Raw genomic sequence first — 23601 nt, 5'->3', positions numbered from 1 at the left:
TGAATGAGCACCAAAATTCTGGCAGTAGATACTGCAACTGAAAACTGTTCTGTCGCGTTGATGATCGGCGATGATGTTATTTCTCGCTGTGAATATGCACCTCGTGAGCACACCACAAAAATTTTACCAATGATTGACGCTGTAATGGCTGAAGCAGGTATTAAATTAAAGCAGCTTGATGCCCTTGCTTATGGACGTGGTCCTGGTAGCTTTACGGGGGTGCGAATTGGTATTGGTATTGCACAAGGCTTAGCCTTTGGTGCTAACTTACCCATGATTGGTGTTTCTACGTTAGCGGCGATGGCACAAGGTTCATTCCGTTTACATCAAGCACAGCATGTGCTGACGGCGATTGATGCGCGTATGGGCGAGCTTTATTGGGGGCAGTACCAACGTCAAACCGATGGTGATTGGCTATTAATGGGTAATGAGCAAGTGATTGCCCCTGATGTGTTATTAGCAAATGTACAGGCTGATGCTAATTTATGGTTAACAGCAGGTACGGGGTGGGAAGCTTACCCTGAATTGTTAAGTCAACTGCCTTTAACCGCTCAAGTTGGCACTGTGTTATATCCTGATTCACAAGATATGGTGCATTTAGCTAAATACGCTTTTGCTCGTGGTGAAATGGTTGCTGCAGAAGCGGCGAGTCCTGTTTACTTACGTGATACTGTGACTTGGAAAAAATTACCAGGTCGTGAGTAAATCTAACAATATAAATTAATATAAAAGAGTGCCGCGTATAATAGCGCCACTCTTTATATCTTTAATTAGGTGTAATGGTGATGATGAGTTTATCTTCAATACTACCAGTAGCAACGCCTATCGCCCCACGTGTTAAAGTTGCATCTTCAACTGCAATCGTTACTTCCGCTTGTTCTCAAACGACATCAACGCCCATCGAAACGACACTACATAATCAAACAGCATCAAGGTTATTAATAACACCGACTACTGTTATTCACTATGATGATCCACCCGTAACGCATCAATCGGTCATAAATTACTATTTAGACGTTCTATATTATCAGCAACAACAAGCACTCTCAGAGCAGTTTGGTGTTGATATTTTGGTTTAATATATTTTAATGATAATGTCGCTAAGAACGCTATTGTTAATAAAACTGAGTCAATAAAGTATCAGTAGAGGGTATTTTTTGGTGAGTTATTAAACAAATATGTCGAGGTTTTAGATGTTTGGTAAGCTATTTCTTGGGGTGATATTGGTGTTTATGGTAGGCTGCGCCAGCTTACCTGCAACGTTAGTAACGAAATCAAAAGACCCAATTACAGATTTAACCGTTATTCAACAGCATCCACAAGCGAGCCAAAACAAAGAGGTTCGATTGGGTGGGGTTATTGCTTCTATTCGTAATGAACAGCAGCAAACGCGGATTGAAATGGTTGCTATGCCCTTAACCGCGGATGGTCGTCCAATATTGAATGCACAATCTCAAGGACGTTTTATTGCGTATATTAATGGTTTTTTAGAACCGCTTGAATATGCGAAAGGACGTTTATTGACTGTGGTTGGAAAATTTACGGGTGATGAGCAAGGAAAGATAGGTAAATACCCATATACTTTCCCTGTGATACAAGTCTTTGGTCAACAGCTATGGCGAGTACAGCAACAGATACAACTAGATGATCCATTATGGACGCGTCAGCCATGTTATTCATTTAATTGTGACCCGTGGAATAATGACTTAATGATGCCTAATTTTGGTATTAATGGCCGTATTGTTGAGCGAGTAGTACCTTAATTATAATGAAAGAAATTACGCTGACTTTAGCTGAATATAATCTTGCTGGTTGTAGCAACATTGATATAAATACCACCACAGTGACATCAAAACCGTTATTGGTGTTACTTCATGGTTGGCAAGATAATGCCGCGACTTTTGCATCCTTATGGCCGTTATTAACACAACACTATAATGTGATTGCATTTGATTGGCCAGGACACGGTAAGTCTGATCATAAAAGCAGTGATAACTATTATCACTTTGTTGATTATATTGACGATTTACACCAAGTCATTACACAGTTAAAGCATGAGAAAGTGCATATTATTGGTCATTCGCTAGGGGCTATTGTTGCTGGTTGCTATGCGGCAGTATTTCCTGAAAATGTTGATAAAATTGTATTAATTGAAGGGTTATCACCGATAACAGAAAGCCCTGACATGGTTGTTGAGCGATTACGTATTGGAATTGTTAGTCGTCAGCGTTACCGCCACCGGCAGCAGCGTTTAAAACAACGGTCAATGGCCTCTTTTACTGAAGCGCTACGCTTACGAGCGAGTGCAAACCAGTTGCCATTATCTTTATTGGAAGCGGTGGTAAAAAGAGCAACAGTTGAGCGTGACGGGCGCTGGTATTGGCGTCATGATCCTCGTCTGCGTTGTGATTCGTTATATCGTATGGCGCAACAACATGCGCAAGCGTTATTAAGCAGTATTAACGCACCAGTATTATCGATTATAGGTGAGAGTGGTTATGCGTCTGTTTATAAAAGTGATGTCAGTGAGTGGGGTATACAAGACTTTACTCAAGTGATGGTGTCAGGGGGACATCATTGTCATTTACAAAGTTCGAACGCTGTTTATCACCATATTCGAACATTTATCCCCACCGAATTCGATTAATAATAGTGTTTTTTGTTAAGTGTCAAAATTTGAAACTATGACGCGATGACTAAATACTAATTAAAAGTTAAATATGCTGTAATGATAAAGCAAATTTTTACGTTGTTTATATCAATTGCAGTTTTGTTAGTTTATAAACGCACACCGCAGTCTAATTATAAGGAGAGTGCACGTGGATAAGGTTTGGCTTAGCCGCTATCCGGACGATGTACCGGCAGAAATTAACTCAGATGAATATTCATCTTTGGTCGACATGTTTGAACAATCTGTACGTAAATACGCAGATCAGACAGCTTTTATCAACATGGGACAGGTAATGACCTTCCGCAAGTTGGAAGAGCGTAGCCGTGCATTTGCAGCATACTTACAAAATGAGCTGAAACTTCAAAAAGGTGATCGTGTTGCAGTTATGATGCCTAACTTACTGCAATATCCAATTGCATTGTTTGGTATTTTGCGTGCGGGTTGTGTGGTGGTTAATGTTAATCCACTTTATACACCACGAGAATTAGAGCATCAGCTCAATGATTCTGGTGCTAAAGCTATTGTAATCGTATCTAATTTCGCCCATACATTAGAAGCCGTGGTTAAAAATACCTGTGTGAAACATGTTATTTTAACCAGCCTTGGTGACCAGTTATCACGACCAAAGGGAACATTGGTTAACTTTGTGGTGAAGTACATTAAAAAGATGGTGCCGTCATACCATTTACCACATGCCACATCGATGCGTATCGCGTTGCGAAAAGGGCGTCGAATGCAATATGTTAAGCCATTTATTACCGGCGATGATATGGCATTTTTACAATATACCGGTGGTACTACGGGTGTTGCGAAAGGTGCTATTTTGACTCACCATAATATGGTGTCTAACGTGATGCAGGCCAAAGGCGCTTATGGACCGGTATTAACGGAAGGACGTGAATTAATCGTGACCGCGCTGCCGTTGTACCATGTGTTTGCGTTAACTGTTAACTGTTTATTATTATTGGAAATGGGTGGCCAAAACCTATTGATCACTAACCCACGTGATATTCCAACTTTTATTAAAGAATTACAACGCTATCCGTTCTCAGCCATTACTGGTGTTAATACCTTATTTAATGCGTTAGTAAATCATCCTGATTTTGAGAGCTTAGATTTTAGTAAGCTTCATCTTTCTGTGGGTGGTGGCATGGCTGTTCAACGCGCTGTTGCCGAAAAGTGGCAAAAAATCACCGGTAATTACTTACTTGAAGGTTATGGTTTAACCGAGTGTTCACCACTAGTCGCTGCTTACCCTTATAATTTAACTTACTATAATGGTTCTATTGGTTTGCCTGTGCCATCGACCGAAGTTCGTATGGTTGATGATGAAGGTAACGTAGTTGGTATTGACCAAATTGGTGAATTGCAAGTACGTGGCCCTCAGGTAATGAAAGGCTATTGGCAGCATCCAGAAGCAACCAAAGAAGTGTTAACAGAAGATGGTTGGTTATCTACGGGCGATATCGTTAAATTTGATGACGAAGGTTTCTTGCATATCGTTGATCGTAAAAAAGATATGATTTTGGTGTCTGGATTTAACGTTTACCCTAATGAAATTGAAGATGTGGTAGCATTGCACGATAAAGTGCTAGAAGTTGCTGCGATTGGTCAAGCACATGAAGTGTCTGGTGAAGTGGTCAAACTTTGTGTGGTTAAACGAGATGATAGTTTAACGCGCGATGAATTAATCACGCATTGTCGACAGCACCTAACGGGGTATAAAATTCCTAAGGTGGTTGAGTTTATGGATGAACTACCTAAGACCAATGTGGGTAAAATTTTGCGTCGTGTGTTACGTGAACAATCTGACCAAAAAGCACAGCAATCTGAAAAATAACATCATCACTGACATTAACTGATGCTGTTTTGATAAAATAATCTCAATTGATTGTGCTAGCACGTATCTAATGCCGGTTTTTATGCCGGCATTGTTTTATAAAATATTTAATTGGCTCTCATTCGGGGTCGTTCTGTCATCAAAAAGGTAGATTGTGAATTTCGAGATTGTTACTACAACTGAACAGCTTCGCCTACGGTGTGAGTCAGCGCGTCAACATACTGCAGTTATGCTTGATACTGAATTTGTACGTACGCGAACGCTTTACCCTCGCTTAGGGCTGATCCAAATGTTTGATGGCCAACATCTATCATTGGTTGATCCGCTTGACGTTGAAGATATGACGCCGTTATGGGATTTATTACGTGATCAAAGCGTGATTAAAGTTCTACATGCATGTGGTGAAGATCTTGAGGTTTTCCAGCATCATGCTGGTTGTTTACCTGTTCCTATGCTTGATACTCAAATTATGGCCGCCTTTCTTGGTCATGGCATTTCAACTGGTTTTGGCGCGTTAGTGCAAGAATATGTTGGTGTTGAACTTGATAAAGGTGAAGCACGTACTAATTGGCTTGCTCGTCCGTTAACGGATAAACAACTTGATTATGCAGCAGCTGATGTACATTACCTTAAGCCGTTATATGAAACATTGTTAGCAAAAGTGGAAGCCGCAGGTTACATGGAAGCGTTACAACAAGAATGTAATGCGATCATGTTACGTCGCACTAAAGTGCTTGATCCAAATAAAGCCTACCTAGATATTAAAAACGCATGGCAACTAACACCTAAACAACTCGCAATATTGCAACAAGCAGCGGCTTGGCGAGTACGTGAAGCAAGAAAGCGAGACATCGCACTTAACTTTATTGTTAAAGAATTACATTTGTGGAAATTGGCGCGGTTAGAAATTAAGTCACGTTCAACGCTTGAAAAAGAAGGCTTTGAACCAATGGAGATTCAGCGTCATGGTAACCGTTTATTAAAAATGGTACATGATAGTGAGACGCTTGATAGTACAGAATACCCGTCAAAAGTTGAGCGTTTGGTTGATTTCCCTGGCTATAAGCAGATGGTAAAACGCCTAAAGGATGTCGTTAGTGATGTCGAATTAGCAACCGGTTTGGCTCCTGAATTTTTAGCATCTAAAAAACAGATCCATCAGTTGTTATCATGGGCATGGAAACATCAGCGAGCTGATGAAAAGCGACCTGAAATGCTTAAGAATTGGCGTCAACCTTTATTTGAAGTACGCGTACTTGCTATTTTGGATGAAAAGTAGCTGCTAGCGTTATGTGTGGATAATAAAAATCCCCGCTAAGTGCGACTTAGCGGGGATTTTTTACTTTTCTTCGTCAGGTAAAGTGACGTTAAGTTCTAGTACCGATAACTCATCACCGTTATGGTCTAGGTTTACCGAAACATGTTCAGGGTTAATTTGAACATATTTACTAATAACCGCTAAAATATCGCGCTTTAGTTGTGGTAAGTAGGCTGGAGACGCTTGTCCTGCGCTACGTCTTTCAGCAACAATAATTTGTAACCGTTCTTTTGCTACATTTGCAGTTTTCGCTCTACGCGGGCGAAAAAACTCAAGCAGTGCCATAGTCAATTAGCCTCCAAATAGACGTTTTAGGAAGCCTTTCTTTTCTTCTTCTAAGAAGCGGAAAGGACGTTCTTCACCAAGTAGACGCGCAACAGTGTCTTCATAGGCTAGTCCTGCATCAGAACCTTTATCAAAGATAACAGGTTCACCTTTGTTAGAGGCATTCAGTACAGCTTGGCTTTCAGGAATAACACCAAGTAGTGGAATATGAAGGATCTCTTCAACATCTTGTACGCTTAGCATTTCACCTTGATTAACGCGAGTTGGGTTGTAACGTGTAAGTAAAAGATGTTGTTTAACGGGCTCACGACCTTTTTCTGCACGGCGAGACTTTGAATCTAGAATACCTAGAATACGGTCGGAGTCACGAACTGAAGAAACTTCAGGGTTCGTGGTTACAATCGCTTCATCTGCAAAATACAGTGCCATTAGAGCACCAGTTTCAATGCCCGCTGGTGAGTCACAGATAATAAAATCAAAACCCATTTTCGCGAGTTCTTTAAATACTTTCTCGACACCATTGCGAGACAATGCATCTTTATCGCGCGTTTGAGATGCTGGAAGTACAAATAAGTTATCAACACGCTTATCTTTGATTAGCGCCTGACTTAGATTTGCTTCGCCATTAATAACATTAACAAAGTCATAAACGACACGGCGTTCACAACCCATAATGAGATCGAGGTTACGCAGGCCGATATCAAAATCGATGACTGCAGTTTTTTTACCGCTCAGTGCTAGGCCAGATGCAAGAGCAGCACTAGAGGTTGTTTTACCAACGCCACCTTTACCTGAGGTAACAACGATAATTCGTGCCATTTACTCTATTCCTTCTTAAAACTTTTTATAAAGCGAGGTGTTCTATACTGAGATTATTGTCTTCAAGAGATATGACAACACCTTTGCCCCAAAACTCTTCCTGAATGTTATCACTCAGCCAGTAGTTTCCTGCAACAGAAATTAGTTCAGATTGTAAGTTTTGACAGAAAATTGTCGCACTTTGTTCACCGCTTGCACCCGCAATAGCGCGGCCACGTAGCGTGCCATAAATATGGATACAACCATCAGAAAGAATTTCTGCACCAGCACTGACATTACTGAGAATAACGAGATCACGATTACGAGCATAAATTTGTTGTCCGGAGCGAACCGGCGTACGAATAATTAATGTAGGCTCTTTATCGGTACTTACTGGCGCGTCTAATGTTTCAGCTAAACATTCAGATGACTCATCTTTAACAGGTCTTGCTGCGTTCATAATAGCAAAACCGGCATTTTTTGCTTGTGTTTGCTGAGTTTTATTTTTGCAGCCACCAATACCAACAGGGATCATTCCTGCATCAATTATACCCGCTTTAAGCTCTTCAAAGTTAATATCAGTATCAACTTGTGATATATCAATAACAACAGGCGCCGAAGCAAAAAAATTTGGTGCAAGTTCAACTTTATCTTTTAGCTGATTAGTTACTTTACTAATGTCATTATCAACTAAATGAAGTGCAGAGAGCGTGAACGAGCTCCCTTTTAGTTCAGCTATCTTGGTCATAGGTTTATTATGGCTAAGATTTTAAATTAACCATTTAGTTCATTATCACAAAGGTACTAGCATGGTATATTCACTCGCCGTTAGGGGCAAGCTATCCTTGCGTTGACGTTGGTTTTTCAGACAAACTTCTCACACTATTTACTTAAAACTGAGTCAATAGTGAATGATTGCTTGTAATCAAGCTCTCAAATGTATGGCGCATAAATGAAATAGGCTAATTATATGTTGTGTTCAATCTACAAAAGTTTAAAAAAAGACAATACTTATTTGTACATTAATAAAAAAGATGATTTTGCAGATGTTCCTGCAGAATTAATGGCTACATTTGGTAAACCTCAATTTGTGATGGTGATCAAACTTGAGGGAAGAACATTAGCACTGGCTGATGTGGAAAAAGTAAAACACGCATTAGCGACTGTCGGCTTTTATTTACAAGTACCGCCACCAGTGACTAATTTATTAGATCAATATAAGGCTGATAAAGCCGCTAAATAATATAATAAGGCTATTATGCATAAGCGTTTGATATCAATTTTTGTTGCTATAGGAATGGGACTGTCCTCTTCTGCATTTGCTTCTGAAGAAGGATTCGATGCCTACGTAGATAAATTAAAAGTAGAAGCGCGTGGGAATGGTATTTCAGAGCCGATCATTGATGCAGCATTTGCTGGCATTAAATATACCGCTCGTGCTGTGAAAGCAGATAATAATCAACCAGAGAAAAAACTGTCATTGGAGCAGTATATTACTCGTGCAGTACCTGATTGGAAAGTAAAACAGGCCAACCGTCTTTATCAGCAAAATAAAACTGTACTTGAACGTATTGGTAAACAATATGGCGTGCAACCACGCTTCATTGTTGCTCTATGGGGTATTGAAAGTAACTTTGGTAAAATTCAAGGTAATTACCATGTTGTCGAAGCATTAGCGACATTGGCTTATGATGGTCGTCGGGAAGCTTTATTTCGTAAGCAAGTAATGGCTGCATTAGAAATATTACAAAATGGTAATATTGATATCGATGATATGAAAGGTTCTTGGGCTGGCGCAATGGGCCAGTGTCAGTTTATGCCGACCTCTTATCTTACTTACGCTGTTGATGGTAATGGTGATGGTAAAGCCGATATTTGGAACACCAAGGCCGATGTTTTTGCTTCTGCTGCTAATTATCTCAAGCTATCAGGTTGGAACAGTGAATATACTTGGGGACGTCCGGTTAAGTTATCTACATCTTTAGCTGATACTTATGAAGGTACCGAAACCGAAAAAGGTAAAACATTGGCACGATGGCAGCAATTAGGCGTGATGAGTAATAGTCATGGTGCATTACCTAAAGCTGATATTCAAGCGTGGCTAATTCAACCTGATGGTGGTGAAGGTAAATCATATTTAATATATGAAAACTATCGAACATTACTAAAATGGAATCGCTCACATTATTTTGCTTTAGCGGTAAGTGCATTAGCCGATCGTATTCAATAGATTAATTAATATTAGCTGTAATATATAAATCTAGATAATAACTAAAAAGTCAGACATAAGTGTCTGGCTTTTTTTGGTTATATTAAAGAACCACTAAAAGCGCTGATTTATTCTTATTGGGGATATTTAAAACTAAGATAGGCATGGTATTAGTAACAGTAGAAATAAAAAAAGCCTAAATAAATTAGGCCTTCTTCTTTATTCTTTTATATTAGATTTCAAACTCTTCAAGAGCTTGACCATTATCTAATGCTTTCTTTAGGGCGCTAGGTGTACGACCTTGGCCTGTCCATGTTTTTTCATCGCCATTTTCATCAATGAATTTATATTTAGCTGGACGGCTAGCACGTTTTGTTTTTGGTGCTTTAGCTAAGCTAGCAAGTAATTCTTCAGGGTCAATACCATCAGCCAAAAGCATTTCACGATATTGAGCTAGTTTTTCATTACGCTCATTTTCTTTTGCTTGTTCTTCTGCTTCTGCTTCAGAACGCTCTGTCACAACTGTAGTTAGTTTATCTAACGCTTCTTCAAGTTGTTCTAGTGTATATTCGCGAGAAAGTGCGCGTAAGCTTCGTAGATTTAAAAGCGCTTTCATTGCATCAGACATTTTATATTTCCTGTTATTTTTAATTAACTGTAAATAATAATAGCAGCGTTAAAACATTTTTTGCAATAGTAATACTTTTATACATTCTATGTAAAACATTTTAATCACTTCTTTATTTAAAAAGCTTTTATATTCGTTATATGCCTATATTTATAAAATCTATCTTCGCTAATAGTATAAATACAAGCGAAATAGTTTTGGTTATTGTTACATCACTTTATATGAGAAATGATAATTAACTTTAAAATGTTATGCTACTTCATTGTTATTGATTGGTTATAGTTATAATTGGTCTATTTGTACGGGCTATTGTTAAATTACATAACTCAAAGTGTTGCAAAATTACGCTATTTACGTAGAATGATTTGTTCCTTAACGATAAGGGTAGAGGCGCATTGTTTATCAGTAATTAATAAGAGGGTGATACCGATGACTATTAGTGAAAGGGAGTAATGCCGAAGTAAGAACTCATTATCAAATATTCTTACTGGGGTTACATTGAATAAATGTAACACTGCCATAGTAAATACATAACTATGGAGCGCTACTGTGGAGGCAGGGAAGGCTAACCATCTTTTCTAACACTCAAATTAATATGCCATGTGGCTATATCAAGCAGTAGATCTTCTAACCAAAATTGATTGTCGTAGAGATCATAACTTTGATAGATTATTCCCATTCTTTAACATCCATTATTCCGCCGTTAGTTGCACTTGGCTTGGCGATTTTAACTCGTAGAGTATTGCTGTCTTTGGGGACAGGTGTAGTACTTGGAGCACTATTTCTTAACGATTTTTCTTTTTCAAATACAGGTAGTTACCTTGTAACATCAGTTAAAGGACTGTTCATTGCTGATGGTGGTATTAATACTTGGAATATGAGTATTGTACTATTTTTAATATTGCTAGGAATGACCACTGCATTATTGACCCTTTCTGGCGGTACTCGCGCTTTTGCCGAGTGGGCTCAAACGAAAATTAAAACTAAACGTGGAGCAAAGTTATTGGCTGCCTTCTTAGGGGTATTCATTTTTGTTGACGATTATTTTAATAGCCTTGCTGTGGGTTCTATTGCGCGTCCTGTCACTGATCGATATCAGGTTTCACGTTCAAAATTAGCTTATATTCTTGATTCAACGGCAGCACCTATGTGTGTATTAATGCCTGCATCAAGTTGGGGCGCATATATTATTACTTTGATTGGCGGGATCTTAGTCACTCATGGGGTCACAGAATATACGCCACTGAGTGCTTTTATGGCCCTCGCTCCGATGAACTTTTATGCAATCTTTGCTTTAGCAATGGTATTTGTCGTGGCATGGTTCCAATGGGATATTGGACCGATGCGAAAGCATGAACTTGCTGCTAAACGTGGGTGTGGAACTGACGCTGGTGGGGATGTCGATGAGCAAGCGAAAGATCTAACTGAAGAACTTGATATTAAAGAAAGTCAGCATGGACGAGTGGGTGACTTAGTATGGCCTATTATTATCCTTATTATAGCGACGTTCTTTTTTATGGTGTTTACCGGTTATCAAGTACTCGCAGCAGAAGGGAAACCGTTTGCACTATTAGGTGCTTTTGAAAATACTAATGTTGGTGAGGCGCTGTGTTTAGGCGGTGCATTTGGTTTAGTCGCAGCTATTATTCCTGTCTTACGTCAACGTATTGCTTATTCTGATATTGGTCACACCTTATGGATTGGTGCTAAATCGATGTTTGGTGCGATTTTAATTCTATTATTTGCATGGAGTATCGGCAGTGTGATTGGCGATATGAAAACAGGTCAATATTTATCAACCTTGGTACAAGGCAATATTAATCCAGCATTATTGCCAATGATTCTATTTCTATTATCAGGCATTATGGCTTTTTCTACCGGAACTTCATGGGGCACCTTTGGTATTATGTTACCAATAGCGGGTGATCTTGCAGGCGCAACTGAAATTAGTTTAATGCTGCCAATGCTTGCTAGTGTGCTTGCAGGTTCTGTATTTGGTGATCATTGTTCGCCTATCTCTGATACAACAATCTTGTCATCGACAGGTGCACGTTGTCATCATATTGATCACGTCGCTACGCAACTGCCTTATGCATTATCTGTCGCATTTATTTCTGCGATTGGATTTTTAGTTTTAGGTATAACAAACTCATTAGCTCTGGCATTTTTAGCTGCGGTAACGGCTTTTACATTGATGTGTTTTTTCTTAGCTTGGCTGTCACGCCAACCTAAGAAAGCATAGGTATAGAATTTGTCGATATTAAAATAACCCAATGGGTGTAAATTGAGCCAGTTGATGATCTCAGCTGGCTTTTTTTATAACAACAATAACAGTTGTTGATATCGGCACTTTTAATTGGTGATTATTTTATGTAGCATCGGCGCGATTTTTTAATGCAATCAATATTACTAGGAAAGCCTAATGGCCCAGATGTATTTCTATTACTCAGCAATGAATGCTGGGAAATCGACCACATTATTACAATCGTCATTTAACTACCGTGAACGAGGTATGACGCCCATTATTTTTACGGCTGCAATTGATGATCGTTTTGGTAAAGGTAAAGTTAGCTCTCGAATTGGTTTGCAGGAAGATGCAGAATTATTTAATTCAACAGATGATCTTTATCAGAAGTTAATTCAGATTTCAGCTGCAGGTAAAATTGATTGTGTATTAATTGATGAAAGTCAGTTTTTAACTAAAGAGCAAGTTTACCAATTAACGGAAGTCGTCGATAAATTAGATATTCCCGTTTTATGTTATGGCCTACGAACAGATTTTCTTGGTGAATTATTTGAAGGTAGCCGTTATTTATTATCATGGGCTGATAAATTAGTTGAACTCAAAACGATTTGTCATTGTGGTCGTAAAGCAAATATGGTCATTCGCCAAGATGCAGCGGGTAATGCGATTGCTGATGGTAACCAAGTTGAAATTGGTGGAAATGATCTTTATCTATCGGTATGTCGGGCTCATTATAAAGAAGCACTTGGACGATAATACGCATTTATATGAATAAAAAAGGAAGCTCAGCTTCCTTTTTTATTAGTTTGCAGTGCCACCACTAATAATTATCTTATATTTAGTTATCATTATTTTTGATGACGTTGTTTGAGTTTATTAATAACGTTTTCAAGACCAAGATTTTGATCTTGTAATAATACGAGTAAGTGATAGATAAGATCTGCTGATTCACAGACTAATTCCGCTTTATCACCCGACGTTGCCGCAAGCGCGACTTCAACCCCTTCTTCGCCCACTTTTTGCGATATACGCTTGGTGCCACGGGCATAGAGGCTGGCGGTGTAAGAGCTGTCTGGATCGGCACCTTTACGAGCAGCCAAGATTTGCTCAAGTTGATGAAGGAACACCAAGGCTGGTTGCTGGTTAGCATCATCACCGCTATCAAAACAGCTAGTGGTATTTAAATGACAGGTTGGGCCAATCGGATCAACTTGTACTAATAAGGTATCTTGGTCACAATCAAGCTTTATACTTTTAAGTTGCAATACATTGCCGGATGTCTCGCCTTTGGTCCATAAGCGGTTTTTAGTTCGAGACCAAAAAGTCACTTGCTTGGTGTCCAGCGTTTTAGCTAGTGCTTCATCATTCATATATCCCAACATTAATACTTGGCCGCTAGTGTTATCTTGAATAATGGCAGGGATCAGTCCGGCTACTTTTTCCCAATCAATTGTTGTTGTTAAACTCATAGTCGAATCTCCACCTGTTGTAGTTTAAGATATTGCTTTAGCTCACCAATATTAATAATTTGCTTGTGAAATACTGATGCAGCAAGAGCACCGTCAGCATTTGCTTGTTGAAATGCATCTCGAAAGTGAAACATTTCACCCGCACCACCAGATGCAATTAAAGGTACATTACAGACACTGCGTACCATGTTGAGTTGCTCTAAATCGTAACCATTACGCACGCCATCTTGGTTCATCATGTTCAGTACGATTTCACCAGCGCCACGACGTTGAACTTCTTCAACCCAATCACGTGTTTGCCATTGGGTCGCTTTGGTGCGGCTTTCATCACCAGTAAATTGGTATACCTGATATTGACCTGTTTCAGCGTCAAAATAGGAATCAATACCGACCACAATACATTGCACACCGAACTTATTTGCTAGGGTAGTAATTAATGATGGATCAGCTAAAGCAGGGGAGTTGATAGAGACTTTATCTGCACCAAATTGAAGAATACGGCTCGCATCGTCGGCTGATTTAATCCCACCAGCCACACAAAATGGAATATCAATCACTTCTGCAACGCGAGATACCCAGCTTTTATCAACCACGCGGCCATCGCTTGACGCGGTAATATCATAGAAAACCAGTTCATCTGCGCCTTCTTCAGCGTAACGTTTGGCTAGCGGTACAATGTCGCCAATGACTTCATGGTTACGAAATTGAACCCCTTTAACCACTTGACCATCTCGTACATCTAAACAAGGAATAATACGTTTAGCTAACATTGGCTCTCCTTAATTGTTCCAACAAGCAAAAGCTTGCTCAGCGGTAAACTTACCGTCTAATAACGCGCGACCAACGATAACGCCTGCAACACCTGAACCTTTTAATGCCGCAATATCATCCAGCGAGCCAATGCCGCCAGATGATTGAAATTGAACTTGTGGATATTGGCGACATAAATCGATATACAGTTCGACATTCGATCCAGCTAATGTGCCATCACGAGAAATGTCAGTACATAGCACATGTTTTAGACCCACTTTTAGAAAATCGTCAAGTAGTGCTTCAATAGTAACGCCTGAGTCTTCTTGCCAACCAGATACCGCAACAATGCGGTTACCGTTGTCATCGATATTGATATCCAGCGCCAATACGATGTGGTCAGCACCGTATTTTTCGATCCAACCTTTTACCATCTCTGGTTGTTTAACGGCGGTAGAACCTATCACTACCCGTTTAGCACCTGCGTTAAGTAGATCTGCGACGTCTTGTTCGGTGCGGACGCCACCACCAATTTGTACATTGGCTGGTGTGCTGTTGAGTAGTTTTTCAATAAGGGATAACTGACGGGCTTGGGTATCTTTTGCGCCCGTTAAATCAACCAAGTGGAGCCAGTTAGCGCCAGCTTGGTGGTAAAGATTAAATTGCGCTGCGGGATCGACTTTATATTCTGTTACTTGCCCATAGTCGCCTTGGAATAGACGAACGACTTGGCCTTCAATCAGATCTAATGCAGGAATAATCATAACAAGTCCTTTTGTTATTGTTATAGCTCGAGGAAATTTTGAATGAGTTTCGCGCCAGCTTTACTTGAACGCTCTGGATGAAATTGCACTCCGTAGTAATTGCCACTTTGTACTGCTGCGGTAAAGCTTTGACCATATTGCGCGCTGGCGATGGTTTTGCCACCTTGGTGCGCGGTATGATCAAATACAGGCATGGCGTAACTATGAACGAAATAAAAATAGCTTCCCGCAGCAATACCCTTAAATAGTGGGTGATTATCTTCCGGTGTAATGGTGTTCCAGCCCATATGTGGCAGTGGTAAACCCTCTGCTTGGATTTTCTCAACCGATGCATCACATAAATCTAGACAGGGAATAATCTCAGTGCCATTTTGACCGTGCTCTTGCGACTCTTTACCAAGCAGCTGCATACCTAAACAGATACCTAATAACGGTTTAGTCACTTGTTTTACTAAGCTGACTAAATCACGTTGTTGTAGGTTCTGCATTGCTTCACTGGCTGTGCCGACTCCTGGAAGAAACAGTTTATCGGCAGTAAGTACAACAGCTGGATCTTTGCTGACTTCTACTTGATAGCCAAGACGTTCAATAGCAAAGCGAACAGAAGAGACATTGGCACAACCGGTATCAATAATAACCACGCGCTGCTGAATATTGGTTGCGGTCATTACAATACTCCTTTACTGCTTGGTAGCTCGTTACCTTCTACTTTAATCGCTTGGCGTAATGTGCGACCAAAAGCTTTAAATAGGCTTTCAACAATGTGGTGATCGTTATTACCTGATGATGATAAGTGCAGAGTACACGCGAGCGTATCCGTTAATGAGCGGAAAAAGTGTGGCACCATTTCCGTTGATAAATCGCCAACTTGATTACGACTAAATTGTGCATCAAATTTCAAATACGGACGACCAGATAAATCTAACGCACATTGGGCTAAACACTCATCCATCGGCAGGCTAAAGCCAAAGCGGCCAATGCCACGTTTATCGCCGAGTGCTTGACGTAATGCTTCACCCAAAGCAAGCGCGGCATCTTCAACACTGTGGTGATCATCAATGTGTAAATCACCATCGACGGTTAGTGTCATTTGAAAACCACCGTGCGTGGCGATTTGATCAAGCATATGATCAAAAAAGCCTAATCCGGTTGAGATAGTATTACCGCCAGTTTGATCAAGATTCACTTTGACGCGAATATCGGTTTCTTTGGTGGTACGGCTCACTTCAGCGATCCGTGGTTGGGTGGTGAGATCGGTAACGATCTGTTGCCAGTTCATGGTTTGCGGATGATATTGAATCCCGCGAATCGCCATGTTTTCTGCTAGTTGAAGATCTGTTTGACGATCGCCGATCACCGCTGATGTTGCAAAATCAACGCGACCTTGCTGTAAGTAGTCTTTAACCAGTCCAAGTTTTGGTTTTCGACAACTGCATTGCTGGTGGTCAAAGTGAGGGCAGATAAGAACATCGCTAAATACCACCCCTTGTGAGGCAAAGATGTCCATCATCATAGTATGTGGTGCATCGAAATCCGCTTGCGGGTAGCTATCGGTCCCTAAACCGTCTTGGTTAGTTACCATCACCAGTTTGTAGCCTGCGTTTTGTAGTGCAAGTAAAGCAGGAATAACAGTGGATTCAAATTTAAGTTTATCTAACCGATCAACTTGAAAATCTACTGGTGGCTCAACAATTAAGGTGCCATCGCGATCGATAAATAGAATCTTCTCTTTGCTCATAATTAATGTCCTTATTAATTATTGTTGTAATTGGCTGCGAATAAATGCGAGGGTTTTTTCACATTCGTCACGATTACCGACGCTGATACGAATACAATTTTCAATCGGTGAGCGACGTAAAATAATACCGTTATCCCATAGCGCATTAAATAACTTATCAGCATCAGCAAATTTAACTAACAGGTAGTTACCATAGCCATCAAATACCGTTACACCATCTAACATGCTTAATCCCGCTTGCAGATAGGCACGGTTAGCACACAGATCTAATACTTGAAATTTAGTGCGCGCGCGACCAGCAGCAGATAACGCCTGTAGTGCAATATCAGTAACAGGAACTGGTACCGGATAAGGTGCAATCACTTTCAGTAGAATGTCGATAATATCGCTATTGGCTAATGTAAAACCACAGCGTAACCCCGCCAGCGCAAATGCTTTAGATAAGGTTCGCAAAATAACCAGATGTGGGTAGGTCGCTAATAAATCTTTGACACTATCTTGCAGACTAAAATCAATATATGCCTCATCAATGACCACTAAGGCTTTATCTGTGGTCATCTCTAATAAGCTAATAATGTCTTTTCGAGCAAGTAAATTGCCAGTGGGATTATTAGGGCTACACGCAAAAACAACTTTGACATTATCAAGATTGGCAGCAATAGCATTAAGATCAAGTTGCCACTCTGGTGTCAGCGGTACTACGTGAGCAGTTACCCCGTTAGTTTCTGCACTGATGGCATACATTCCGTAAGTGGGAGGGCAATATAAAATGCTATCGCAGTTTGGCTCACAGAAGGCTTTAATGATAAGTTCAATGCCTTCATCTGCACCACGAGAAGTTAATACTTGTTGTGGCTCAACCCCTGCGTAATCGGCATAAGCATTGATTAACTGTGGTGGTTGGCACTCACTGTAACGATTAAGGCCAACCAGATTAATACTGTATTCATTGGCAAACGGTGATTCATTGGCATTAAGCCAAATATCCCCATTGCCCCCTAAGCGACGTGCTGATTGGTAAGGGGTTAATTCACGCACGGTTTTACGGGCTAGTTGGGTAATAGTCATGATTAATTCTCTTGTTGTTGCGTTAGTTTATTAACCCGAATAGTGACAGCGTGTTTGTGAGCGTCAAGCCCTTCAGCCTCTGCAATTGTGGTCACTGTTTTTGCAATACCAACTAAGCCATCTGCGGATAATTCTTGTACTGTCATTCGTTTACTAAAGTCTGCTAAGCCGAGGCTTGAATAAGTACGGGTGTAACCATATGTTGGTAAAACATGGTTCGTACCTGATGCATAATCACCGACAGATTCTGGCGACCATTTACCTAAGAAAATAGAACCCGCGTTATCAAGTAATGACACTAATTCCCGAGGCTCACAGGTTTGGACAATTAAGTGTTCAGGACCATATTGATTTGAAATCGCTACACATTGAGGCAAGGTTTCAGTGATAATTAATAAACTAGATGCGAGTGCTTTTTGGGCAATATCTGCACGTGTTAGTTGGGTTAACTGTTGTTCAATAGCGGCAGCAGTACGATTGGCGATAGCTTGACTTGGCGTGACCAAAATCACTTGTGAATCCGGCCCATGTTCTGCTTGGCTTAACAAATCTGCGGCAATAAAATCAGGATCTGCGGTGTCATCAGCAATCACTAATACTTCAGATGGTCCTGCTGGCATATCAATTGCGGCACCTCTGAAATCATTACTTACTTGGCGTTTAGCCTCAGTAACAAAGGCATTGCCTGGGCCAAAAATCTTATCAACATTAGTGATAGTTTCAGTACCATAGGCCATCGCGGCAATGGCTTGAGAACCACCGACATTGTAAATATTATTAATGCCACACAACTTGGCGACATATAAAATTTCATCGGCAATCGGTGGAGGTGAACATAAGGCAATCTGGCGACAACCCGCAATTTGTGCAGGTACGCCTAGCATGAGAACGGTAGAAGGTAATGGCGCACTACCACCTGGAATATATAGTCCGACCGAGTTAATTGGGCGAGTGACTTGTTCACAGATGACACCAGCTTGAGTTTCAACACGTAATGTTGGTTGCTGTTGTGCAAGGTGAAAAGTGGTGATATTGCGATGCGCTTGTTCTAACGCTGCTTTCATATCATTACTTAAGCGTGCACAGGCAGCATCTATTTCAGTCGCTGAAACCGCTAGAGCTTCTGGGCGTTGACCATCAAATTTTTCAGTCAGTGTGAGCAGGGCATCATCACCTTGCTGGCGCACTTGCTCTATAACATCACTAACAATAGCGCTGATATTCGCACCATTAGTTACCGCAGGACGTGCAAGAAGCTGCTGTTGTTGATCTTTAGTGAGGGATTGCCATACTACCGTTTTCATACCTTACTCCATCATTTTTTCAATTGGCAATACCAGAATAGAGCTGGCACCGAGTTCTTTTAGTTGTTCCATGGTTTCCCAAAATAGATTTTCAGAACTCACTAGGTGAATGGCTACTCGGCTTTGATCGCCAGCGAGTGGTAATACTGTTGGATCTTCCGCGCCAGGCAATAAACGTTTAATTTGATCAAGACGATCAGTGGGGGCGTGTAGCATGATGTATTTAGATTCTTTGGCTTGAATAACACCTTGCATACGGGTAAGAAGGCGTTCTATTAACGCTTGTTTATCATTGCTAATCGTTTCAGTTGATTGAATCAATACAGCCTTAGAGCGCAGAATAACTTCTGCTTCTTTGAGACCATTGGCTTCTAGCGTTGCGCCGGTTGACACTAAATCACAAATCGCATCAGCAAGACCTGCACGAGGAGCAACTTCAACCGAGCCGTTAAGCATACAAGTGGTAAATTTAACACCGATATCATCCATGTAACGTTTAACTAATTGCGGATAAGTGGTGGCAATACGTTTACCATTTAGATCTTGAGGACCACTATAGTCAGCGTCTTTATCAATGGCAATTGAGAGACGACAGCCACCAAAATCAAGTCGACGTAGCTTAATATAGTCACAGGCTTCATTGCGGGCAGCACGTTCAAGGCCGACTTCTTCAAGTTCGTTTTCACCGATAACACCTAAATCAACCACGCCATCCATAATGAGACCTGGAATATCATCATCGCGAACTAATAACAGATCTATTGGCATATTTTCAGCGTGAACCACCAGCCGTTCACCCATCATATTAAACTTAACCCCACAGCGTTTAAGTAAGTCTTGGCATTCTTTACTCAGACGGCCTTTTTTCTGAATCGCAATACGTAGTCGTTGTGTTTGCATGGCTATATTCCTTGTCTAAATTCATTCGTATCGTCAATGTTTCGAATTGAAAATTGGGTATTAAAAAACCCTCGAAAGAAATTTCTTCCGAGGGTCTGAATGAGATATTCCGTTATGACCACTGGAAGAAAAATGCGTCTTCCAGGGTGAGGCGTATCCTTCCGAAAGACTAGTCAGGATGATGATGGTGCTGAGATGTGACCATTTGGATACGCATAAATATTTACTCAATAAGGTTGAACGCTATTCGTTGTTGTTATTCACACTAACGAAGCTAATTGTTTTTTGCAACAATAAAATGAGTGAAAAGTTAAATTAAATGTTAATTTATTGTTTTGATGCTTTGAAAGGATAAAAAAGCAGTGTTACTTGTTAAGGTTATGAAGTTTAATGGATTATTGTTTTTTATTTTTGCAGGCTTAGTCTGAGGGGATAGTAAGGGTTGTAACGTGTTTTGGCGCGGTTTATCAATACAGTAACAATTTATTAGTAAACAAATGGGGATCATCAAATCCCCAATTGTTAATTATTTTGTGGCGTACATTGATTTAGCCACAGCACTTTTTATATTTTTTACCGCTACCACATGGACAAGGATCATTGCGACCAACGGTTTTATTGCTGGTTACTGGTGCTGACGGTGCTGGTTGCTCACAAGGTGGCGGCTGTGGATATTCTCCATCGATGTAAAACCAATAGCGTTGGCCATTAATCGTTTCTTGCACGAAGCGTGAACGTTCTTGCAATATATATTCTTCGCCAGCTTCTTTGTAACCTGCTTGAAATTCGACATAGCCTTGTCCATCAGCAGCTATTTCACTACTGATAACGTCAAGGCCTAGCCATGTTAAGGCGATAGATTCTGCAATCGCCGCGCGATGTTGTTCTGCGTTACAACTGGCGTGATAAGTTTGCACTACAAAATCAACTAAGCCTAAGACATGGGCGCTGTAACGAGCGCGCATCAGTTGTTCTGGGTGAGTGGCTAATGCATGATTGGTATGAATAGGTTTGCAGCATTCAGCAAGAAGTTTGTGGCTGCCACAAGGGCACTCATCATGATGTTTAGACATGTTTTTATTCGATCTTAGTGAAGAAATTAACCTTAGTTTACGTTTTCATCATCTTTGTTGGCAATCAGTGTTTATATTTGGTGCAATATATTGATTGAATGATTAAAAAAATGGAAACTAATAACACATAGGTACATAATATCTGTCACTGGAATAAAAACAGTGACATGCACAAGTGTGCCCCTTGAATAACCCTCTCGTATTTGTAGTAGTTATGTCGATATTTACCTTGATACAAGCGGGATTGCTTGTTGGTGGCGGTATTTTTAGTTTTATGCTGTTTATGGCATGGAAAAAAAACCGCAAGCAGGAAGCTGATACACGTATTATTCCTGTTGCTATTGTGGGTGGCTTTGCCCATTTTTGTGACACGCTAGGCATTGGCAGTTTTGCTATCATGACGGCTGGCTATAAGCAGTTTAAGTTAATTGATGATCAGCAATTACCCGGTACTCTAAATTGTCAGTCAGTGATGCCAACGGTATTTCAGGCATTTATCTTTATGACTGCAGTATCCGTCGATTCGGTTACCTTATTAAGCCTTGTGGTTTCGGCTTGTATTGGTGCCACGATTGGAGCGCGGTTAGTCTCAAGTTGGGACCGACAACATATTCGTATCGTAATGAGTGTTGCTTTATTAATTGTGGCAGGATTGATGCTTGCAGGTCAGCTCAAGTTGTTTCCGTTGGGGGGCAGTAGCCTCGGTTTAAGTGGCTGGAAGTTAGCGGTAGGTATTATCGGTAACTTTATTTTTGGCGCTTTAATGACGGTGGGAATTGGCTTATATGCGCCATGTATGGTGATGATTTACCTATTGGGTATGAATCCATTAGCAGCATTTCCGGTAATGATGTGTTCATGCGCATTTTTAAGTTTCTTCTCGTCTGCGAGCTTTATTCGTCATAATCGTTTTAATAGCCGTGCAACAGTCACTGTTGCTTTGGTTGGGCCAATTATGGTGATGGTTGCTGCTTACTTAGTGAAATCGTTAGATATGCATGTGTTAGCGTGGCTAGTTTGTGCTGTGGTTTTCTATACATCTGTCACCATGTACCGTTCATGGGCTGCAGATAGAAAAATCATGCCAGCTGCTGCAATCAAATGACAATAAGTGTAATTTGATTGCCCTGCTATTTATAAATACAAAAGGTACGCATGTCGTACCTTTTGTGCTTTTTATGGCTGTAAATATGTGCCATCAATCTGAACTTGGTGTATTGAAATTGCGCGTTTCTAGTTGATAGCCATCAGCGTTATATACTAGTACCGAGCCGTGATCATACCAATCGCCAAGTACTATCCGTTGAGCGGGAATACCATCAATATCAAAATTATGGATATTCGGCCGATGAGTATGGCCATGAATCATTTGGGTAACATTCGCTTCACGCATGACACGGATCACTTCAGCCTGAGTCACATCCATAATAGACTGGCTTTTAGTTTGATTATTTTTACCGCTATTTTGACGGAATTTATCACCAACTTTAATGCGGTACGATAACGGTAATCGAGCAAATAACCATTGAATAACAGGATTGTGGACTTTTTTACGGTAGCGTTGGTAGGCTTGATCTTCAATACACAGTGTATCACCGTGTAAAATCAATGTTGGTGTGCCATAGAGATCAACCACGCTATGTTCAGGTAATAATGTAATACCTGTTTCTCGGCTAAATCGCTTGCCAATTAAAAAGTCACGATTGCCATGGATAAAATAGCAAGGCGTGCCAGTATCCGTTAATGTTTTAAAGGCCTGCTTGATTTGGCGTAAGAAAGGAGAGTCTTCATCATCGCCGATCCACATTTCAAATAAATCCCCTAAAACATACAAGGCATCAATATGGTGGGTTTCTTGTGCCATAAAGCGTAAGAAACAGGCGGTAATGTCGGGACGTTCAGCACTTAAGTGCAAATCTGCAATAAATAATGTGGTCATAAGTCACTAATAAAGGGCGATAATGAACCGCCCTTTGCGAAGTATTAGTCTTCGATTGTCACGTTTTCGATGATAACGTCTTCAACAGGCACATCTGAGTGGTAACCGTGACGGCCTGTTTTTACTGCTTTGATCTTATTTACAACGTCCATACCTTCAACAACAGCAGCGAATACACAGTAGCCCCAGCCACTCATGTTCTCGCCAGTGAAGTCTAGGAAGTTGTTATCTTTTACGTTAATAAAGAACTGTGAGCTAGCAGAATGCGGTGCGTTAGTACGTGCCATTGCTAATGTGCCTGTTTTGTTGCTTAGGCCATTGTTTGCTTCATTTTGAATAGTCGCGCGAGTTTCTTTCTCTTCCATACCAGGAAGCATGCCGCCGCCTTGAACCATGAAACCATCAATAACACGGTGGAAAATAGTACCGTTATAGAAACCGTCACGGCAGTACTGTAGGAAGTTAGCACAAGTAACAGGTGCTTTATCTTCGAAAAGGTTAATTTTGATATCACCAAAATTTGTGTGAAGGGTAATCATGATTTATTCCTTAAATGGAGTATTTTCTTTAAGCGTGAATATTAACTTACCTTAGCCTTGTCA

General features: G+C 40.5%; 26 protein-coding genes, 1 riboswitch and 1 other annotated feature. Of the genes, 11 read left to right on the top strand and 15 right to left on the bottom strand.

Translation table 11 applies throughout. The features are described from left to right. Positions 1 to 3: 3 nt before the first annotated feature. The 6 genes from tsaB (at position 4) to rnd (ending at position 5790) form a co-directional block, all read left to right on the top strand. Positions 4 to 705, top strand: a complete 702-nt coding sequence (gene tsaB, locus PMAL9190_RS03800) for a tRNA (adenosine(37)-N6)-threonylcarbamoyltransferase complex dimerization subunit type 1 TsaB (protein WP_087843986.1) — start codon at positions 4 to 6, stop codon at positions 703 to 705. Positions 706 to 785: 80 nt separating this feature from the next. Further along, positions 786 to 1079, top strand: coding sequence for a hypothetical protein (locus tag PMAL9190_RS03795; RefSeq protein ID WP_087843985.1), 294 nt, complete (start codon positions 786 to 788; stop codon positions 1077 to 1079). Positions 1080 to 1193: 114 nt separating this feature from the next. After that, positions 1194 to 1763, top strand: coding sequence for a Slp family lipoprotein (locus PMAL9190_RS03790; RefSeq protein WP_087843984.1), 570 nt, complete (start codon positions 1194 to 1196; stop codon positions 1761 to 1763). A 5-nt stretch (positions 1764 to 1768) separates the two neighbouring features. Next, positions 1769 to 2647, top strand: a complete 879-nt coding sequence (locus PMAL9190_RS03785) for an alpha/beta hydrolase (protein ID WP_087843983.1) — start codon at positions 1769 to 1771, stop codon at positions 2645 to 2647. 172 nt (positions 2648 to 2819) lie between these two features. Then, positions 2820 to 4511: a long-chain-fatty-acid--CoA ligase FadD gene (fadD, locus tag PMAL9190_RS03780; RefSeq protein WP_087843982.1), complete on the top strand. Its 1692-nt coding sequence runs from the start codon at positions 2820 to 2822 to the stop codon at positions 4509 to 4511. Between the two features lie 154 nt (positions 4512 to 4665). Further along, positions 4666 to 5790, top strand: coding sequence for a ribonuclease D (gene rnd / locus PMAL9190_RS03775; RefSeq protein WP_087843981.1), 1125 nt, complete (start codon positions 4666 to 4668; stop codon positions 5788 to 5790). 60 nt (positions 5791 to 5850) lie between these two features. Here rnd and minE read toward each other — a convergent pair whose 3' ends face one another. The 3 genes from minE to minC are packed head-to-tail and all read right to left on the bottom strand — an operon-like array spanning position 5851 to position 7660. Beyond that, the gene (minE, locus tag PMAL9190_RS03770; RefSeq protein ID WP_036795468.1) at positions 5851 to 6114 is read right to left on the bottom strand and encodes a cell division topological specificity factor MinE; all 264 of its coding nucleotides are present in this window, start codon (positions 6112 to 6114) and stop codon (positions 5851 to 5853) included. A gap of 6 nt (positions 6115 to 6120) precedes the next feature. After that, positions 6121 to 6933: a septum site-determining protein MinD gene (gene minD, locus PMAL9190_RS03765; protein WP_060996955.1), complete on the bottom strand. Its 813-nt coding sequence runs from the start codon at positions 6931 to 6933 to the stop codon at positions 6121 to 6123. Between the two features lie 25 nt (positions 6934 to 6958). Continuing rightward, entirely contained in the window at positions 6959 to 7660 is a 702-nt protein-coding gene (minC, locus tag PMAL9190_RS03760; RefSeq protein WP_065166345.1) for a septum site-determining protein MinC, read from the bottom strand. Between the two features lie 222 nt (positions 7661 to 7882). On the opposite strand from minC, the gene PMAL9190_RS03755 reads away from it, so the two are divergent. Then, positions 7883 to 8155: a YcgL domain-containing protein gene (locus tag PMAL9190_RS03755; protein WP_087843980.1), complete on the top strand. Its 273-nt coding sequence runs from the start codon at positions 7883 to 7885 to the stop codon at positions 8153 to 8155. Between the two features lie 15 nt (positions 8156 to 8170). Then, positions 8171 to 9142 (top strand): lytic murein transglycosylase, encoded by a 972-nt coding sequence (locus PMAL9190_RS03750; RefSeq protein ID WP_087843979.1) that lies wholly within the window; start codon positions 8171 to 8173, stop codon positions 9140 to 9142. A 211-nt stretch (positions 9143 to 9353) separates the two neighbouring features. On the opposite strand, the gene PMAL9190_RS03745 is transcribed toward PMAL9190_RS03750, so the two are convergent. After that, entirely contained in the window at positions 9354 to 9749 is a 396-nt protein-coding gene (locus tag PMAL9190_RS03745) for an H-NS family histone-like protein (RefSeq protein ID WP_087843978.1), read from the bottom strand. Positions 9750 to 10126: 377 nt separating this feature from the next. Next, positions 10127 to 10304: riboswitch (Lysine riboswitch) on the top strand. A gap of 100 nt (positions 10305 to 10404) precedes the next feature. Here PMAL9190_RS03745 and PMAL9190_RS03740 point away from each other — a divergent pair. Both PMAL9190_RS03740 and PMAL9190_RS03735 read left to right on the top strand, forming a co-directional pair. Beyond that, positions 10405 to 11991, top strand: coding sequence for a Na+/H+ antiporter NhaC family protein (locus PMAL9190_RS03740; RefSeq protein WP_087844210.1), 1587 nt, complete (start codon positions 10405 to 10407; stop codon positions 11989 to 11991). Positions 11992 to 12171: 180 nt separating this feature from the next. Then, the gene (locus PMAL9190_RS03735; protein ID WP_087843977.1) at positions 12172 to 12750 is read left to right on the top strand and encodes a thymidine kinase; all 579 of its coding nucleotides are present in this window, start codon (positions 12172 to 12174) and stop codon (positions 12748 to 12750) included. Between the two features lie 92 nt (positions 12751 to 12842). Here the strand turns inward: PMAL9190_RS03735 and hisIE are convergent, their stop codons facing one another. The 9 genes from hisIE to PMAL9190_RS03690 form a co-directional block, all read right to left on the bottom strand. Continuing rightward, a complete protein-coding gene (gene hisIE / locus PMAL9190_RS03730) occupies positions 12843 to 13463 on the bottom strand; it encodes a bifunctional phosphoribosyl-AMP cyclohydrolase/phosphoribosyl-ATP diphosphatase HisIE (protein ID WP_087843976.1) in 621 nt (206 codons plus the stop codon). Further along, entirely contained in the window at positions 13460 to 14233 is a 774-nt protein-coding gene (hisF, locus tag PMAL9190_RS03725) for an imidazole glycerol phosphate synthase subunit HisF (RefSeq protein ID WP_087843975.1), read from the bottom strand. Before hisF ends, hisIE begins: the two co-directional genes overlap by 4 nt. Positions 14234 to 14242: 9 nt before the next feature. Continuing rightward, positions 14243 to 14977, bottom strand: a complete 735-nt coding sequence (gene hisA, locus PMAL9190_RS03720; RefSeq protein WP_087843974.1) for a 1-(5-phosphoribosyl)-5-[(5-phosphoribosylamino)methylideneamino]imidazole-4-carboxamide isomerase — start codon at positions 14975 to 14977, stop codon at positions 14243 to 14245. Between the two features lie 20 nt (positions 14978 to 14997). After that, complete coding sequence (hisH, locus tag PMAL9190_RS03715; protein WP_087843973.1) at positions 14998 to 15645, bottom strand: imidazole glycerol phosphate synthase subunit HisH; 648 nt, start codon at positions 15643 to 15645, stop codon at positions 14998 to 15000. Then, the gene (gene hisB, locus PMAL9190_RS03710; protein WP_087843972.1) at positions 15645 to 16715 is read right to left on the bottom strand and encodes a bifunctional histidinol-phosphatase/imidazoleglycerol-phosphate dehydratase HisB; all 1071 of its coding nucleotides are present in this window, start codon (positions 16713 to 16715) and stop codon (positions 15645 to 15647) included. Before hisB ends, hisH begins: the two co-directional genes overlap by 1 nt. A gap of 18 nt (positions 16716 to 16733) precedes the next feature. After that, complete coding sequence (hisC, locus tag PMAL9190_RS03705) at positions 16734 to 17777, bottom strand: histidinol-phosphate transaminase (RefSeq protein ID WP_087844209.1); 1044 nt, start codon at positions 17775 to 17777, stop codon at positions 16734 to 16736. 8 nt (positions 17778 to 17785) lie between these two features. Then, on the bottom strand, positions 17786 to 19087 hold the full coding sequence (gene hisD / locus PMAL9190_RS03700; RefSeq protein ID WP_087843971.1) for a histidinol dehydrogenase: 1302 nt from the start codon (positions 19085 to 19087) through the stop codon (positions 17786 to 17788). 3 nt (positions 19088 to 19090) lie between these two features. Further along, positions 19091 to 19987, bottom strand: coding sequence for an ATP phosphoribosyltransferase (gene hisG, locus PMAL9190_RS03695; protein WP_087843970.1), 897 nt, complete (start codon positions 19985 to 19987; stop codon positions 19091 to 19093). A gap of 59 nt (positions 19988 to 20046) precedes the next feature. Further along, positions 20047 to 20181 (bottom strand) — a sequence feature (His leader region). 354 nt (positions 20182 to 20535) lie between these two features. Then, positions 20536 to 21060 carry a YchJ family metal-binding protein gene (locus PMAL9190_RS03690; protein ID WP_087843969.1) on the bottom strand — a complete coding sequence of 175 codons (525 nt, stop codon included), beginning with the start codon at positions 21058 to 21060 and terminating at the stop codon, positions 20536 to 20538. A 214-nt stretch (positions 21061 to 21274) separates the two neighbouring features. Here PMAL9190_RS03690 and PMAL9190_RS03685 point away from each other — a divergent pair, with 214 nt between their 5' ends. Then, positions 21275 to 22165, top strand: coding sequence for a sulfite exporter TauE/SafE family protein (locus PMAL9190_RS03685; protein ID WP_087843968.1), 891 nt, complete (start codon positions 21275 to 21277; stop codon positions 22163 to 22165). Between the two features lie 93 nt (positions 22166 to 22258). On the opposite strand, the gene lpxH is transcribed toward PMAL9190_RS03685, so the two are convergent. Next, positions 22259 to 22999, bottom strand: coding sequence for a UDP-2,3-diacylglucosamine diphosphatase (gene lpxH, locus PMAL9190_RS03680; protein WP_087843967.1), 741 nt, complete (start codon positions 22997 to 22999; stop codon positions 22259 to 22261). Between the two features lie 44 nt (positions 23000 to 23043). After that, positions 23044 to 23538, bottom strand: coding sequence for a peptidylprolyl isomerase (locus tag PMAL9190_RS03675; protein ID WP_087843966.1), 495 nt, complete (start codon positions 23536 to 23538; stop codon positions 23044 to 23046). Between the last annotated feature and the right edge of the window lie 63 nt (positions 23539 to 23601).

The organism is Photobacterium malacitanum (genome assembly GCF_900185615.1).
GTDB lineage: Bacteria > Pseudomonadota > Gammaproteobacteria > Enterobacterales > Vibrionaceae > Photobacterium > Photobacterium malacitanum.
This window is presented reverse-complemented; position numbering and strand designations above follow the sequence as displayed.

Bases quoted from the DNA above. Each gene is read 5' to 3' on its own strand.
- tsaB (WP_087843986.1), top strand. From the start codon at position 4: ATGAGCACCAAAATTCTGGCAGTAGATACTGCAACTGAAAACTGTTCT.
- PMAL9190_RS03795 (WP_087843985.1), top strand. From the start codon at position 786: ATGATGAGTTTATCTTCAATACTACCAGTAGCAACGCCTATCGCCCCA.
- PMAL9190_RS03790 (WP_087843984.1), top strand. From the start codon at position 1,194: ATGTTTGGTAAGCTATTTCTTGGGGTGATATTGGTGTTTATGGTAGGC.
- PMAL9190_RS03785 (WP_087843983.1), top strand. From the start codon at position 1,769: ATGAAAGAAATTACGCTGACTTTAGCTGAATATAATCTTGCTGGTTGT.
- minE (WP_036795468.1), bottom strand. From the start codon at position 6,114: ATGGCACTGCTTGAGTTTTTTCGCCCGCGTAGAGCGAAAACTGCAAAT.
- minD (WP_060996955.1), bottom strand. From the start codon at position 6,933: ATGGCACGAATTATCGTTGTTACCTCAGGTAAAGGTGGCGTTGGTAAA.
- minC (WP_065166345.1), bottom strand. From the start codon at position 7,660: ATGACCAAGATAGCTGAACTAAAAGGGAGCTCGTTCACGCTCTCTGCA.
- PMAL9190_RS03755 (WP_087843980.1), top strand. From the start codon at position 7,883: ATGTTGTGTTCAATCTACAAAAGTTTAAAAAAAGACAATACTTATTTG.
- PMAL9190_RS03750 (WP_087843979.1), top strand. From the start codon at position 8,171: ATGCATAAGCGTTTGATATCAATTTTTGTTGCTATAGGAATGGGACTG.
- PMAL9190_RS03745 (WP_087843978.1), bottom strand. From the start codon at position 9,749: ATGTCTGATGCAATGAAAGCGCTTTTAAATCTACGAAGCTTACGCGCA.
- PMAL9190_RS03735 (WP_087843977.1), top strand. From the start codon at position 12,172: ATGGCCCAGATGTATTTCTATTACTCAGCAATGAATGCTGGGAAATCG.
- hisIE (WP_087843976.1), bottom strand. From the start codon at position 13,463: ATGAGTTTAACAACAACAATTGATTGGGAAAAAGTAGCCGGACTGATC.
- hisF (WP_087843975.1), bottom strand. From the start codon at position 14,233: ATGTTAGCTAAACGTATTATTCCTTGTTTAGATGTACGAGATGGTCAA.
- hisA (WP_087843974.1), bottom strand. From the start codon at position 14,977: ATGATTATTCCTGCATTAGATCTGATTGAAGGCCAAGTCGTTCGTCTA.
- hisH (WP_087843973.1), bottom strand. From the start codon at position 15,645: ATGACCGCAACCAATATTCAGCAGCGCGTGGTTATTATTGATACCGGT.
- hisB (WP_087843972.1), bottom strand. From the start codon at position 16,715: ATGAGCAAAGAGAAGATTCTATTTATCGATCGCGATGGCACCTTAATT.
- hisD (WP_087843971.1), bottom strand. From the start codon at position 19,087: ATGAAAACGGTAGTATGGCAATCCCTCACTAAAGATCAACAACAGCAG.
- hisG (WP_087843970.1), bottom strand. From the start codon at position 19,987: ATGCAAACACAACGACTACGTATTGCGATTCAGAAAAAAGGCCGTCTG.
- PMAL9190_RS03690 (WP_087843969.1), bottom strand. From the start codon at position 21,060: ATGTCTAAACATCATGATGAGTGCCCTTGTGGCAGCCACAAACTTCTT.
- PMAL9190_RS03685 (WP_087843968.1), top strand. From the start codon at position 21,275: ATGTCGATATTTACCTTGATACAAGCGGGATTGCTTGTTGGTGGCGGT.
- lpxH (WP_087843967.1), bottom strand. From the start codon at position 22,999: ATGACCACATTATTTATTGCAGATTTGCACTTAAGTGCTGAACGTCCC.
- PMAL9190_RS03675 (WP_087843966.1), bottom strand. From the start codon at position 23,538: ATGATTACCCTTCACACAAATTTTGGTGATATCAAAATTAACCTTTTC.